This is a genomic window from Agrobacterium sp. LAD9 (genome assembly GCF_003031125.1).
In the GTDB taxonomy this organism is placed as follows: domain Bacteria; phylum Pseudomonadota; class Alphaproteobacteria; order Rhizobiales; family Rhizobiaceae; genus Agrobacterium; species Agrobacterium radiobacter.
The window spans coordinates 1-13063 of record NZ_PHGS01000027.1 but is presented as its reverse complement, the minus strand read 5'-3'; the positions used below and the strand labels follow the sequence as shown (position 1 = coordinate 13063).

General features: G+C 58.8%; 15 protein-coding genes. 11 read left to right on the top strand and 4 right to left on the bottom strand.

Annotated features, from left to right (window positions below; translation table 11 throughout):
* Positions 1 to 108 precede the first annotated feature (108 nt).
* Together DA915_RS24760 and DA915_RS24755 are read left to right on the top strand one after the other, a co-directional pair.
* Entirely contained in the window at positions 109 to 849 is a 741-nt protein-coding gene (locus tag DA915_RS24760; protein WP_003505058.1) for a thioredoxin family protein, read from the top strand.
* A 399-nt stretch (positions 850 to 1248) separates the two neighbouring features.
* Entirely contained in the window at positions 1249 to 1641 is a 393-nt protein-coding gene (locus tag DA915_RS24755) for a DUF2794 domain-containing protein (RefSeq protein ID WP_003505057.1), read from the top strand.
* Positions 1642 to 1767: 126 nt separating this feature from the next.
* Here the strand turns inward: DA915_RS24755 and DA915_RS24750 are convergent, their stop codons facing one another.
* The 3 genes from DA915_RS24750 to DA915_RS24740 all read right to left on the bottom strand — a co-directional run bounded on the left by DA915_RS24750 (position 1768) and on the right by DA915_RS24740 (position 5992).
* Positions 1768 to 2505 carry a Bax inhibitor-1/YccA family protein gene (locus DA915_RS24750; RefSeq protein WP_065114304.1) on the bottom strand — a complete coding sequence of 246 codons (738 nt, stop codon included), beginning with the start codon at positions 2503 to 2505 and terminating at the stop codon, positions 1768 to 1770.
* Positions 2506 to 2723: 218 nt separating this feature from the next.
* Positions 2724 to 5285: an ABC transporter permease gene (locus DA915_RS24745; protein WP_107677608.1), complete on the bottom strand. Its 2562-nt coding sequence runs from the start codon at positions 5283 to 5285 to the stop codon at positions 2724 to 2726.
* Positions 5282 to 5992, bottom strand: coding sequence for an ABC transporter ATP-binding protein (locus DA915_RS24740; RefSeq protein WP_107677607.1), 711 nt, complete (start codon positions 5990 to 5992; stop codon positions 5282 to 5284). Before DA915_RS24740 ends, DA915_RS24745 begins: the two co-directional genes overlap by 4 nt.
* A gap of 91 nt (positions 5993 to 6083) precedes the next feature.
* Here DA915_RS24740 and DA915_RS24735 point away from each other — a divergent pair, with 91 nt between their 5' ends.
* Both DA915_RS24735 and thpR read left to right on the top strand, forming a co-directional pair.
* The gene (locus tag DA915_RS24735; protein WP_107677606.1) at positions 6084 to 6734 is read left to right on the top strand and encodes an arylesterase; all 651 of its coding nucleotides are present in this window, start codon (positions 6084 to 6086) and stop codon (positions 6732 to 6734) included.
* Between the two features lie 68 nt (positions 6735 to 6802).
* Positions 6803 to 7396, top strand: a complete 594-nt coding sequence (gene thpR / locus DA915_RS24730; RefSeq protein WP_003505049.1) for an RNA 2',3'-cyclic phosphodiesterase — start codon at positions 6803 to 6805, stop codon at positions 7394 to 7396.
* Here the strand turns inward: thpR and DA915_RS24725 are convergent.
* A complete protein-coding gene (locus tag DA915_RS24725; RefSeq protein WP_060725384.1) occupies positions 7330 to 7809 on the bottom strand; it encodes a low molecular weight protein-tyrosine-phosphatase in 480 nt (159 codons plus the stop codon). The two genes, thpR and DA915_RS24725, sit on opposite strands and share 67 nt — an antisense overlap.
* 58 nt (positions 7810 to 7867) lie before the next feature.
* Here DA915_RS24725 and DA915_RS24720 point away from each other — a divergent pair, with 58 nt between their 5' ends.
* The 7 genes from DA915_RS24720 to DA915_RS24690 form a co-directional block, all read left to right on the top strand.
* Complete coding sequence (locus DA915_RS24720) at positions 7868 to 8173, top strand: 4a-hydroxytetrahydrobiopterin dehydratase (RefSeq protein WP_003505045.1); 306 nt, start codon at positions 7868 to 7870, stop codon at positions 8171 to 8173.
* 51 nt (positions 8174 to 8224) lie between these two features.
* Positions 8225 to 8605, top strand: coding sequence for a YkvA family protein (locus tag DA915_RS24715; protein WP_003505043.1), 381 nt, complete (start codon positions 8225 to 8227; stop codon positions 8603 to 8605).
* Between the two features lie 297 nt (positions 8606 to 8902).
* A complete protein-coding gene (locus DA915_RS24710; protein ID WP_003505042.1) occupies positions 8903 to 9406 on the top strand; it encodes an invasion associated locus B family protein in 504 nt (167 codons plus the stop codon).
* A 266-nt stretch (positions 9407 to 9672) separates the two neighbouring features.
* Positions 9673 to 10845 carry a 23S rRNA (adenine(2503)-C(2))-methyltransferase RlmN gene (rlmN, locus tag DA915_RS24705; protein WP_077998729.1) on the top strand — a complete coding sequence of 391 codons (1173 nt, stop codon included), beginning with the start codon at positions 9673 to 9675 and terminating at the stop codon, positions 10843 to 10845.
* 108 nt (positions 10846 to 10953) lie between these two features.
* Positions 10954 to 11907, top strand: a complete 954-nt coding sequence (locus tag DA915_RS24700; RefSeq protein WP_060725386.1) for an ABC transporter substrate-binding protein — start codon at positions 10954 to 10956, stop codon at positions 11905 to 11907.
* Between the two features lie 106 nt (positions 11908 to 12013).
* Positions 12014 to 12895 (top strand): ABC transporter permease, encoded by an 882-nt coding sequence (locus tag DA915_RS24695; RefSeq protein ID WP_003505036.1) that lies wholly within the window; start codon positions 12014 to 12016, stop codon positions 12893 to 12895.
* Positions 12892 to 13063 (top strand): ATP-binding cassette domain-containing protein (locus DA915_RS24690; protein WP_153064596.1); only part of this gene is annotated, 172 nt, incomplete at its 3' end. The genes DA915_RS24695 and DA915_RS24690, both read left to right, overlap by 4 nt.

Here is a 13063-nt window from a genome sequence, read left to right as displayed (position 1 = left end):
CTTCGTGACTTTCTATTGAAGGGCAATAGACGTTATTTTCCGGTTTGCATCCCGGCAGGATTGATCGCATCAATTCGTCTGGATCTCTTCCGGACAAAGGTTTTTGTAATGCCGCTGAAATTCCCCCTGTCGATATGTCTTCTCGGCACGTTTCTCGTCACCTCCGCGCAGGCGCAGGAAGCTGTGAAGGGCGTCGTCGAATTGTTCACATCGCAGGGATGTGCCTCGTGCCCGCCGGCGGATGAAGCCTTGCGCAAGATGATCCAGAAGGGCGATGTCGTCGGTCTTTCCTACCATGTCGATTACTGGAACTATCTGGGCTGGACGGATTCGCTGGCATCGAAGGAAAATACCGATCGGCAATATGGCTATATGCGCGCACTCGGCCGCAACGGGGTCTATACGCCGCAGGCCATTCTGAATGGTCGCGACCACGTCAAGGGCGCGGATGTCCGTGGAATCTACGACAGGCTCGATGCTTTCAAGCGCGAAGGCAAGGGACTGAATGTCCCGGTCTCGTCGAAGTTTTCCGGAAACGAGGTGGAGATCGATATTGGTGCCGGCAGCGGCAGGGCTGATGTCGTGGTCGCCTATTTCACGCGCGAACAGACGGTTGATGTGCAGAAGGGGGATAACCAGGGGAAAAAAATGTCCTACTGGCACAGCGTCTATGACGTGCAAACCGTCGGCATGTGGGATGGTTCACCGATGACGGTGAAGCTTCCGGCGAGCGTGGTGGCAAAGGTGAAAAAGGGCGGCTGCGCGGTGCTTTTGCAGACGGCAAATGCCGGCGGCGATCCCGCGGCAATTGTCGGCGCAAGTATCCTGCTTGGAAATGAAACCCCCTGATCGCCTGTCGGCGATGGAAGATCCGGTCCGGGCATTGGGGGCTGGGGGTAAAGGGTCAATGCACCGGACCGGGTCATCTTGGTGCCTAGGCATCAATTGACAATAGGACTATTCCACCCAATTCGGGCCATGGTTTGACCGAAATACGGCAGGCCATGTGAAAATGGCTGCCTAAATGGTTACCATTTTTAACCTCTGCCTTTGCTGTCGGCAGCCCCTCCAGAGGGATGGATGGGGCGCCATTCCGTGCTGGCGCCTTCTGGATCGGCTGCAATTCGAGGCCTGTGAAACCTTTCCCGGAATTGCCGGTCCTGTGCGCCATGGTAGTGCAAAGACTTGCAATTTCGCCCCCTCAGGCTCACACTGCATGGATGATTTGGGTGGAATCGGAGGTATTGGATGACCGATCAACCGGATGTGCAGCAGGTGCAGACCGCTTCACGTGACAATTCCACCGTTATCGATCTCCGGGAATATAAAAAGAACAAGGACCCTTTGCCGGTCACCTTTCACCGGCGCGAGCTGGATGCGATTCTGCGCATCTATGGCCGCATGGTGGGAGAGGGCGAGTGGCGTGACTACGCCATCGATCACCTGAAGGAAAAGGCGGTGTTTTCCGTCTTCAAGCGATCAGGTGAAATGCCGCTTTTCAGGATCGAGAAAAACCCCAAGCTGGGGGCAAAGCAGGGTGCTTATTGCGTGGTGAATACGGATGGCCGCATTCTGAAACGCGGCCATGAATTGCCGCAGGTTCTGAAAGTCTTCGACAAGGTTCTGAAGCTCATTGAATGAGCTTTAACAGGAGCGGACTATTCGCAGGAACAGCACGCCCTGACGGATATAGGTGAAGAAATCTTCGCAAATAAAAAGGCGACCGAAGGGCCGCCTTTCGCATGTCTGTCAGTAGAACTCTTAACCTTAGTCGTCGCGGTTTCCGAGGAACTGCAGGAGGAAGGTGAAGAGGTTGATGAAGTCGAGATAGAGCGTCAGCGCGCCCATGATGGCCTTGCGGCCAGCCACGGCAACATCGTCGCCGTCAAAGTACATTTCCTTGATCTTCTGGGTGTCGTAGGCGGTCAGGCCTGCGAAGATCAGTACGCCGATTGCGGAAATCGCAAACTGCAGTGCGGAGGATGCAAGGAAGATATTGACGATGGAAGCGATGATCAGGCCGAACAGACCCATGATCAGGAACGAACCGAGACCGGAAAGGTTCTTCTTCGTCGTATAACCGTAAAGCGAGAGCGCGCCGAACGAAGCGGCCGTCACGAAGAACGTCTGCACGATGCTCTGGCCGGTGAAGACCAGGAAGATCGCCGACAGCGAGACGCCCATCAGCGCTGCATAGACCCAGAAGGTCGTCTGGGCGGCGGAAACGCTCATGTTCTGAATACGGAAGCTAAGGAAGAAAACCAGTGCGAGCGGAGCCAGCATGACGACCCAGCGCAGCGGCGATGCGTAGAGCAGCTGGGCGAAAGCCGGGTTGGAAGCGGCAAGCGTATAAGTGCCGAACGCTGCAACGCCGGTGATGACCAGAGCCAGCGCCATCAGGTTGTAAACCTTGAGCATGTAGGCGCGAAGACCTTCATCGATCATCGCACCAGTCTGTGCACGGGTCTGCGCCATGCGGTTCTGGTAGTTATTGAAGTCAGCCATTGTTTCCTCTTTTGAGCTCCGTGATTGCTACGGTGTCGGGATACCTCCCGGGCGCCGCTGCGGAGCTTCAGCAAGCCTGCTCAAGAATATGATGGCAGAACGTGTCCGATACAAGGCCTTTTCCAGTTGAAAAGACACCATATGCGCGAAAAGCGCTCACGTTTTGGCGATCATTACAAAGAATTAATCGTTAAAGTTAAGCCGCGCACAACCGACGATCATTCACCCGCCTGCCTGAGAACCGGAGCTGCCTTCTGCCCGAGAATTCGCCATGTGCCGATGAGCCCGATGCCGACAGTCATGACGAGGGCGACGACGAGGGTTCCGATCGCCACATCCGGCAGGAAGCTGGAGGGCAGCTTCATGATGCGGGCGATCACGAACCATGCGGAGACGCCCCCGGCGAAAAGCGCGAAGACGGCGGTGGCGAGACCGAGCATCATATATTCGTAGGAGAAGGCGCGGATGAGCAGGTTTCGTGTGCCGCCCAGCGTTTTCAGGATGACCGCGTCGTGGGTTCGCGCGCGGTTGCCGGCAGCGAGAGCGCCGGCGAGAACGAGGACGGAGGCTATCAGCGCGACGGCGGCAGCGGCGCGAATGGCGGTGGCAAGCTGGCCGACAAGGCGGTTGACGACGTCGAGCGCATCCTTCACGCGCACGCTGGTGATCGTCGGATAGGCGTTGGTGACAGCGCGCAATATGCGGCCTTCGTCGGCGGCGGTTGCGGAGGGGTCGGCGAGCGTTGCCAGCCACGCATGCGGCGCGCCGCGGAAGGTGTTCGGTGAAAACACCATGACGAAATTGATCGACAGGGATTCCCATTCGACATTGCGCAGATTGGCGATCTTGGCCGTTATGCTGCGTCCGAGCACGTTGACGGTGACCGTGTCGCCGATCTTGAGGCCCAGATCCCCCGCCTCTTTCGCAGCGAAGGAGACCAGCGGCTCGCCGCTATAGTCCGGTCCCCACCACGTTCCATCCGTCAGCGTCGCGTTTTCAGGAATTTCCTGGGAATAGGTGATGCCCCGGTCACCGCGCAGCACCCAGCGTCCGGAAGATGGCACGTCCATTTTTGTCACGTCCTCGCCGTTAAGCGCCAGAATGCGGCCGCGCAGCATCGGTACTTCGGTCAGGGCTCCTTCCGGCGCTTCCCGCTTCAAAAGATCGCGGAAGCCCTGAACTTCGCTGCCCTGAATGTCCACGAAGAAGAAATTCGGTGCCTTTTCCGGCAGGCTGTCCGTCAGTTCGCGACGCAGATTGCCGTCGATCAGGGTGAGCGTTACGAGGAGGGTCAGCCCGAGGCCGAGCGAAAGAACGACCGAGGGGGTGAGTGCGCCCGGCCGGTGAATATTACCGATCGCCAGCCTCAGCGCAGCCGAATGAACGCGCGGGCTGCGCTTGGCGATGGCCTTTACGCCCGCAGCCACCAGTCGCAGCACCACGAAGGCAAAAGCGATGGCCGCAAGGAAGATCGAGGCGATGAAGCGGTCTTCCGCCGAAAAGATGGCGAGGGCGGCAAGCGCCGCCAGCAGCAGGCCGGTTGCGGCCAGATAGGGCCAGGACGGCCAGCTTCCTTCTTCGAAACCCTGCTCGCGGAAAAGCGCGGTTGCCGGAACCTCACGCGCCTGGCCAAGGGGAACGATGGCGAAGGCGAACGTGGTCAGGAGGCCGAACAGGGCGGCGAGACCGAGAGCGCCGGGGTAAAAGGCGAGCTCTTCCGGTACAGGCAATACGCCTTCCAGAAACCGCATGGCGATGAGTGGCGCGACAGCGCCGACCACAAGGCCGATGACGATGCCGACGGCGGCAATGAAGGCGATCTGGAAGAGATAGGTCATGGTGACCACGGAGGCCGGTGCGCCCAGGCATTTCAGCGAGGCGATCGTGGTGCGTTTGGAATCCAGAAACGCGCGGACGGCATTGGCGACGCCGACACCGCCGACGATAAGGGCGGTGAGGCCTACCAGCGTCAGGAATTGCGAGAAGCGGTTGACGTTTTCGGTGAGCGAGGGTGCCGCCCGGTCGCTGGTGCGGATGGACCAGCCAGCGTCAGGAAAGGCCTTGTTGGCCACGTCGGTCATGGTTACCCGCGCCGCCGGGTCGTTCAGCTTGATCTTGTAGGCGTGTTCCACCAGGCTTCCGGTCTGAACGAGGCCGGAGGCAAAAAGGGCATCGCGGCTGACCATCAGCCTCGGAGCAAAACCGAAGCCGTCAGACAGCGCATCCGGTTCGTCGACCACGGTGCCGGTCAGTTTCAGCTTCACATTGCCGAGCAGGATTTCATCGCCGACCTTGATGCCGAGCCGTTCGAGCAGAAGCGGTGCGGCGATGGCGCCATAGGTGTCGCCGGTGCCAGCCAGAAGCTCGCTTAACGGCCGGTTGGGTTCGGCAACGAAGGTGCCAAAGAGCGGATAGGAGCCGTCTATGGCTTTCACCTCAGTCAACGTCTGTTCGGAACCGTCGGCAAGGCGCGCCATGGAGCGCAGCCCGGTGGAAACCGCGACGGTGCCTAGCCCATCGAGATAGGCCCGTTCTTCCTGCGTTGCTTCCCTGTTGCGCAGTTCGAAACGCACGTCGCCTGCCAGTATGGACTGACCTTCCGTGGCAATGGCGCTGGTGACCGCGCGTGAGACGGAATTGACGGCGGCGATGGCGCCGGTTCCAAGCGCAATACAGGCAAGGAAAATGTAAAAGCCTCGAAGGCCCCCGCGAATTTCTCGCCGTGCGAGCCTCGCGGCGTTTCTGACATTGGCAAAAGACGGGAGAACAGATCCAGTCATGCCGATACCGCCCGCGCAATCTGGGGCTTCGCGCTGTCGCCCTCTATCTCGCCGGAGCGCACCTTGATCTGCCGTGAGCAGCGGGCGGCAAGCGACGGATCATGGGTGACGAGGATCATCGTCATGCCGCGCTCGGCCTGTTTGGCAAAAAGAAGATCAGCGATCTGCCTGCCGGTATCGGTATCGAGATTGCCGGTCGGTTCATCAGCAATCAGTACGGCCGGTGAGGGGGCAAGCGCGCGGGCGATGGCGACACGTTGCTGTTCGCCGCCGGAGAGCTGGCCGGGATAATGGTTCAGGCGTTCACCGAGACCGACGGCGACGAGTTCGCGCCTGGCGATCTCGAAGGGGTTCGGGGTGTTTGCCAGTTCGAGCGGAACGGCGACATTTTCCAGTGCCGTCATGTTGGCGATGAGATGGAAGGACTGGAAAACAATGCCGATATTTCGGCCGCGAAAATCCGCCAGCGCGTCCTCGCCGAGCTTGTGCAGTTCCGTATTCGCGATGATGATTTCACCGCTATCGAGCCTCTCGAGACCGGCAAGCACCATCAGAAGCGTCGACTTTCCCGAGCCGGAGGGGCCGACGATACCAACCGCCTCGCTCTCTCCGATTGAAAGATTGATGTTCTTGAGAACGTGAACGGCGGCGGCGGCATTGCCGAGCGTGAGGTCGGCTTTCTTCAGCTCTATGATGCTTTTCGTCACAATTCTCGTTCCTATATAGGGTGATGAAAACGGTCTGGCAGTCGATGCGGTCGGTATTTCAGACAATGGGAACCAAGTTAGGAAAGCCGTGATGAGATTTAAAGCTGCCCTGTTTCACTTCATCGTCATTTTCGCTACCGCCTTTTCCGCCACTGTTGTCACGGCTCAGGAGCGGACACGGCAACTGGTCGGCCTCGGCGACAGCCTGATGGCTGGCTATCAGCTGCCCCCAACCGACAGCTACACCGCACAGCTTGAGGCTGCATTAAAGGGCAAGGGCGTCAATGTCGCCATCGCCAATGCCGGTGTGTCCGGCGATACCTCCTCCGGCGGCCTGGCGCGGGCGGAATGGTCGGTTCCCGATGGTACTGATGGGGTCATTCTGGAACTCGGCGCCAATGACGCCCTGCGCGGAATTCCCCCCGAACAGACCGAAAAGAACCTCGATACCATCATTTCCGGCTTCCAGAAGCGCAACATAGCCGTGTTGCTGGTCGGCATTATGGCGCCGCCGAATATGGGCGAAGATTACGCTAAGCGCTTCAATCCGATCTTTCCGAAGCTTGCCGAAAAATACAACCTGCCGCTTTATCCCTTCTTTCTGGATGGCGTGGTGACGGATGATGCGCTGAAGTTGGATGACAAGATGCACCCCAATACCAGGGGTGTGGCGATGATGGTTGAAAAATCTTTGCCGGCTGTTGAAAGCTTCATCAAGACAATCGGTGCGCAAAAAAAATAAGCACTTGCGCCCATCTGCATTGCGTGATTCGCTATGCTTGTTCTGCCAAGAGATTCGGGGAGCTCGCCATGCCGAGACTGTTTACCGCCCTCGAAATTCCGCGCAATGCGGCTATGAGCCTCTCATTGTTGCGCGGTGGTCTGCCGGGAGCCCGGTGGATCGATGTGGAGAATTATCACATAACCCTGCGTTTTATCGGTGACATCGACGGGCGGACCGCCGATGAGGTCGTGGACAGGCTGGATCGGATCGAAAGGCCGGAATTCCAGCTCAATCTCACCGGTATGGGGTCCTTCGGCTCCAAGAAACCGCATTCCATCTGGGCCGGGGTTTCTCCCTCTCCGGAAATGCATGCGCTGCAGGCGGAAGTCGAGAGAATCTGCCAGAGGATCGGTCTCCCGCCCGATCCGCGCAAGTTCATGCCGCATGTCACGCTGGCGCGGCTGCGCTCATCGCGGCTGGACGATGTCGTTCATTATCTTTCGGGACGCGGCAACTTCCGCACCTCGCCTTTCACGGTCGGACGTTTTGTGCTGATGTCGTCGAAGGAATCGGTGGGCGGCGGGCCCTATATCGTTGAAGAGGCGTTCCCGCTTCACGAGGCCCGGTCCAGCTCCATCTTTTCGAGCAACGACCTGCATCCTGCCAAGAGCATGTTGTAGACGCCAAGGAACCCGTCCTCGGCACCGTAATAGGGATCGGGGACGTTCTCACGACGGCCAACGGCATAATCCATGAAGAGATGGATTTTGTGCCGGTGTTTTTCCGGGCTCGATTGAAGCAGGTTCGCCAGATTGTTTTCGTCCATGGCGAGTATCAGGTCGAAAGTCTCGAAATCTGTCCGGGTGACCTGTCTTGCCCGCTGACTTGAAATATCGATGCCGTGCCGTCGCGCCATGGCGATGGACCGGGGATCAGGCGCATCACCCGCGTGCCAGCCGCCGGTGCCGGCGGAATCAATAGCGAGCTGGTCAGACACGGCCGCGTCATCGGCAAGATGTCTCAAAACGCCTTCGGCAATCGGTGAGCGGCAGATATTGCCCATGCAGACAAAAAGAATAGCTGTATGTTTCATGGAATATGCGTCGATCCGGTCGTTGAAGCGTTAATGGGTCTCAAGCGGAGGCAAGTTCATGAAATATCCCAGACTCGAGCCGGACGCCATCCGGCAGGCCCTGTCGAAACTCGAGGGCTGGTCCCTGCGAGAAGACGGGGCGGCGATCGTCCGTTCCTTCAAGTTTTCAAGTTTTGCGGAAGCCTTCGGTTTCATGGCCGAATCCGCACTTGTTGCGGAAAGGCTTAATCATCATCCCGAATGGTCCAATGTCTATTCGCGGGTCAAGGTTTGCCTCACCACGCATGATTCACAGGGAGTGACGGAGCGGGATTTTCTTCTGGCCGAAGCCATGCAGAAGGCGGCTGCGGGCCGAAGCAATTGAACGGCGGACCTTAAATCCCATATAATAGCCGTGACCGGAGGACCGTCGATCATGGATGATGTGAAAATCGGTGAAATTCTTCTGCCGGGTGAAACCGACAGGCAGCAGGAGCGTGAAAATGCGGTGCGGGCGAAATTCTGGCCCAAGCTGAAGCGTGTGATGTCAAAAGTGCCCTTCGCGCGCGATGCGGCGGCGGCCTATTATTGCGCGATCGACCGTGACACGCCGCTGCGCGCAAAGGGTATCATCCTGGCGGCGCTTGCCTATTTCATCATGCCGATGGATGCCGTGCCTGACGTGCTGGCCGTCATCGGTTTTACCGATGATATTGCCGTCATCACGGCAGCGCTTGCCATGATCCGCGCTCATATCAAGATGGAGCACTACGAGGCCGCTGACGCCATGCTGAAGCGACAGCAGGAAGCCGGGTAACGTCTCTGTGATGTGTCCGTCCGGCAGAGCCCGGCGGGTGACAAATTCTTGCCTGAATTTATGTGTCTTACACACGAGGGAAGGGCGTGCCACGCCGTTCTCCTCAGGGCGTCGGGAAGTCGCCAATCTGTAACACCGCAAGACGTTTCCGGCATTTTATGCGTGTTGTTGACGGTTTGGTAACCGCTTTCCGACCACAATGAGAAAAGACGATCCGCACCTGAACGTGGCCGATCCAGAAACTGGGCTCGCCGCTGCTTCGGGCCAATGGAAGACAATAACCCGGCAGGAAATTCTATGTTTGTAAGAAGTGTAGCAACCGCAGCGGCCATTTTGCTGACCAGCGTCGGCGTAGCATCTGCACAGTCGCCCACGCGCATCCAGCAGTTCAATGCATGGGGTGCCTATTCGTACAAATCGGGCAACAGCACCGTCTGCTACGTTCTTTCCATTCCGACCGCCAAGGAACCGGCGAGCGTCGACCACGGCGATATTTTCTTCATCGTGTCGCAGCGCCCGGGCCAGAATATCTCCTATGAGCCGCAGGCCATGGTGGGTTATTCGCTCAAGCAGGGTTCCAAGGTCAATGTGACGATCGACAACAAGAACTTTGTCATGTTCACCAAGGACAAGGCCGCTTGGGTTGAAAACGCCGCTGAAGAACCGGCTCTCGTGGCTGCCATGAAGGGCGGCAAGTCCATGACCGTCAAGGCAGTCTCAGGCCGCGGCACCGCGACCTCCTATTCCTATTCGCTGTCGGGTATTTCGGCAGCTCTCAAGCAGATTGAGAGCTGCAAGTAACCCTGACGCTTCATCGCATTTGATAATGGCCGGTCATTGACCGGCCATTTGCGTTTTTGCCAGTTTGATGCTAAAGGCGCGGCAACATTGACAGGCGGATGCGCGAAAAGTGCTCCGCCTTTGATTTTCTCGACATGCAGACGATTTTCCGCCTATCCGACAGGCCGGTCGTGCGATGCATGGAATGATGGGATAGCGTGATGTCCGTAATGCAAGCCCCTGCCGGCCTGGCAGTCAAAACCCCGCTGATCGCCAATAGCGATCTGATGTCCGGCAAGCCGTCACTGATTGGCCTGACGCGTGAGGAAATGGGCGAGGCGCTGGCCGAGATCGGCGTGCCGCAGAAGCAGGTGAAGATGCGCGTCAGCCAGTTGTGGAACTGGCTTTATGTGCGCGGCGTCTCCGATTTCGACAATATGACCAATGTCGCCAAGGAGCTTCGCGAGAAGCTGAAGGCGGCCTTCACCATTGCCCGCCCGGAAATCGTAGAGGAGCAGATCTCCAATGACGGTACCCGCAAATGGCTGATGCGTTTTCCGCCGCGCGGTGCGGGACGCCCCGTCGAGATCGAGACGGTCTATATTCCCGAAGAAGGTCGCGGCACGCTGTGCATATCGAGCCAGGTCGGCTGTTCGCTGACCTGTTCCTTCTGTCACACCGGTACCCAGCGTCTGGTGCGCAACCTGACGGCTGAGGAAATTCTGGCCCAGCTGCTGCTGGCTCGTGACCGGCTCGGCGATTTTCCCGATGGTTCGACGCCGGTAGGCGCCTATGTGCCGAGCGAGGGCCGCAAGGTCTCCAACATCGTGATGATGGGCATGGGCGAGCCGCTCTATAATTTCGAGCATGTGAAGACCGCGCTCCTGATTGCGACCGATGGCGATGGCCTGTCGCTCTCCAAGCGCCGCGTCACGCTCTCCACCTCCGGCGTCGTGCCGGAAATCTTCCGCACCGGCGATGAGATCGGCGTCATGCTGGCGATTTCGCTTCATGCGGTGCGCGACGACCTGCGTGACATGCTGGTGCCGATCAACAAGAAATATCCTCTGAAGGAGCTGATCGAGGCCTGCCGCAATTATCCGGGTCTCTCCAACGCTCGCCGCATTACCTTCGAATATGTGATGCTGAAGGATGTCAACGACAGCCTGGAAGATGCCAAGATGCTGGTGCAGCTTCTGAAGGGCGTTCCGGCCAAGATCAACCTCATTCCGTTCAATCCATGGCCGGGCACGAACTACCAGTGCTCCGAATGGGCGCAGATCGAGAAGTTCGCCGATTTCATCAATCAGGCGGGTTATGCCTCGCCGATCCGCACGCCGCGCGGCCGCGATATCCTCGCCGCCTGCGGTCAGCTGAAGTCGGAATCCGAGCGCATGCGCAAGACCGAAAGGCTGGCTTTCGAGGCGATGATGATCGCAAACCACGGTGCGGATGACTGAATCAGCCGCAATTACGCCATAAAGCTTGATTTGCAGCGGTTCTCTGATTGATTTCAGACTGTCTTGTTCCTAAGAAGACGAAAACAGGGAACCAACAGGAGGATATCCATGCGCGCATTCATTCTCGCTCTCGCTGCCGCGAGCGCCCTCGTTCTGCCGGCCAAGGCCGAAAACGTCACCGTCGCCGTCACCGCCATTGTTGAACATCCGGCGCTCGATGCCGCTCGCGATGGCGTGAAGGCCGCCCTTGCCGAAGCCGGTTACAAGGAAGGCGAGAACCTCAAGTTCCTGTACGAGTCCGCGCAGGGCAATCCCGGCACCGCAGCGCAGATCGCGCGTCAGTTCGTGGGCGACGCTCCTGATGTCATCGTGCCGATCTCCACGCCGTCCGCCCAGGCCGTCGTTGCCGCCACGCGTGATATCCCGGTCGTCTTCACGGCAGTTTCCGATCCGGTCGGCGCGCAGCTCGTCAAGAGCATGGAAAAGCCCGGCGGCAACGTGACCGGCCTTTCCGACATGCTGCCGGTTGGTGAACATCTGGCGCTCATCAAGGAAATCTCGCCGAACGCCAAGTCCATCGGCTTCATCTACAACTCGGCCGAAGCCAACTCCGCCTCGACGCTCGCTTTGCTGAAGGCTGAAGCTGAAAAGGCTGGCCTCAAGATCGTCGAATCCGTCGCCACCAAGTCCGCCGAAGTGCAGGGCGCAACCCGCGCGCTGGTCGGCAAGGCTGACGTGATCTACGTTCCGACCGACAACACCATCGTTTCCGCTTTCGAAGCGGCAGCCGGCGTTGCTTCCGAAGCCAAGATCCCGCTCTACGCCGCCGATACGGATTCCGTTGCCCGCGGTGCGGTTGCGGCCCTCGGCTTCAACTATTTCGACGTTGGCAAACAGACCGGCGCGGTCGTCGTCCGCATCCTCAAGGGTGAAAAGCCGGGCGACATTCCGGCAACCGTTGCTGTCGGTACCGATCTGGTGATCAACAAGAAGGCCGCTGAAAAGGCTGGCGTCACCTTCCCCGAAAGCGTCACGAAGCGCGCCACCAAGGTCATCGACTGAACCGAAACCAGACTGAATTGCGGGCGGCGGCATTTCGCCGCCCGTTTTACGTGGCACGAGACGGTGCCCGTATCCGCCTGATGGCGGCAATAACAAGGACATTACCGTGAGCCAAATCGCCTTCTGGGGTGCCGTGGAGCTGGGACTGGTCTTCGCTTTCGTGGCGATCGGCGTCTACCTCGCTTTCCGCGTGCTTGATTTTCCTGACCTGACCGTGGACGGTTCTTTTCCGCTTGGCGCCGCTGTGGCTGCCGTGCTGATCATCGCCGGTCTGAATGCCTGGGTCGCGACGGCGATTGCAATGGTTGCCGGTGCCGCCGCCGGGATCGTGACCGCAACGCTCAACGTCCGTTTCAAGATTCTCAACCTGCTTGCCTCGATCCTGACGATGATCGCCCTGTTTTCCGTCAATCTGCGGGTGATGGGGAAACCGAATGTGGCGCTGCTCAATCAGGACACGATGATCTCACCGTTTTACGGCCTCGGCCTTTCGGAATATCTGGTGCGGCCGCTCTTCGTCGGTGCGCTGGTGCTGATCGCGGTCATTCTCGTCTGGCGTTTTCTTGAAAGCGATGCCGGCCTTGCCATGCGGGCCACCGGTGCCAATGCGCGGATGGCGCGTGCCCAGGGCGTGAAGACAGGTAACCAGATCTATCTCGGCATGGCGCTTTCGAATGCGCTGGTCGCCCTCGGCGGCGCGCTGTTTGCGCAGACCAATGGTTTTGCCGATGTGACCTCCGGTGTCGGCACCATCGTCGTCGGGCTTGCCGCCGTCATCATCGGTGAGACGCTGTTCGGTGCGCGCGGCATTCTGATTGCCCTTATCGGCTGTGTCTTCGGCTCCATCGCCTATCGTCTCGCCATCCAGCTCGCTTTGTCGAGCGATGTGCTGGGTCTCAAGGCATCCGATCTCAATTTCGTAACGGCGGTATTGGTGGCCATCGCATTGATCCTGCCCCGACTGCGCCGCGGGGGAGCAACATCGTGATTTCCCTTTCCGATATTCAGGTCGTTTTCGGGCGTGGCACGCCGCTGCAAAAGCAGGCGCTGTCCAAGATTGACCTTACCATCGAGGATGGTTCCTTCGTCACCGTCATCGGCTCTAACGGTGCAGGTAAATCAACGCTGCTCGGCGTATTGGCGGGCGATGTCCTGC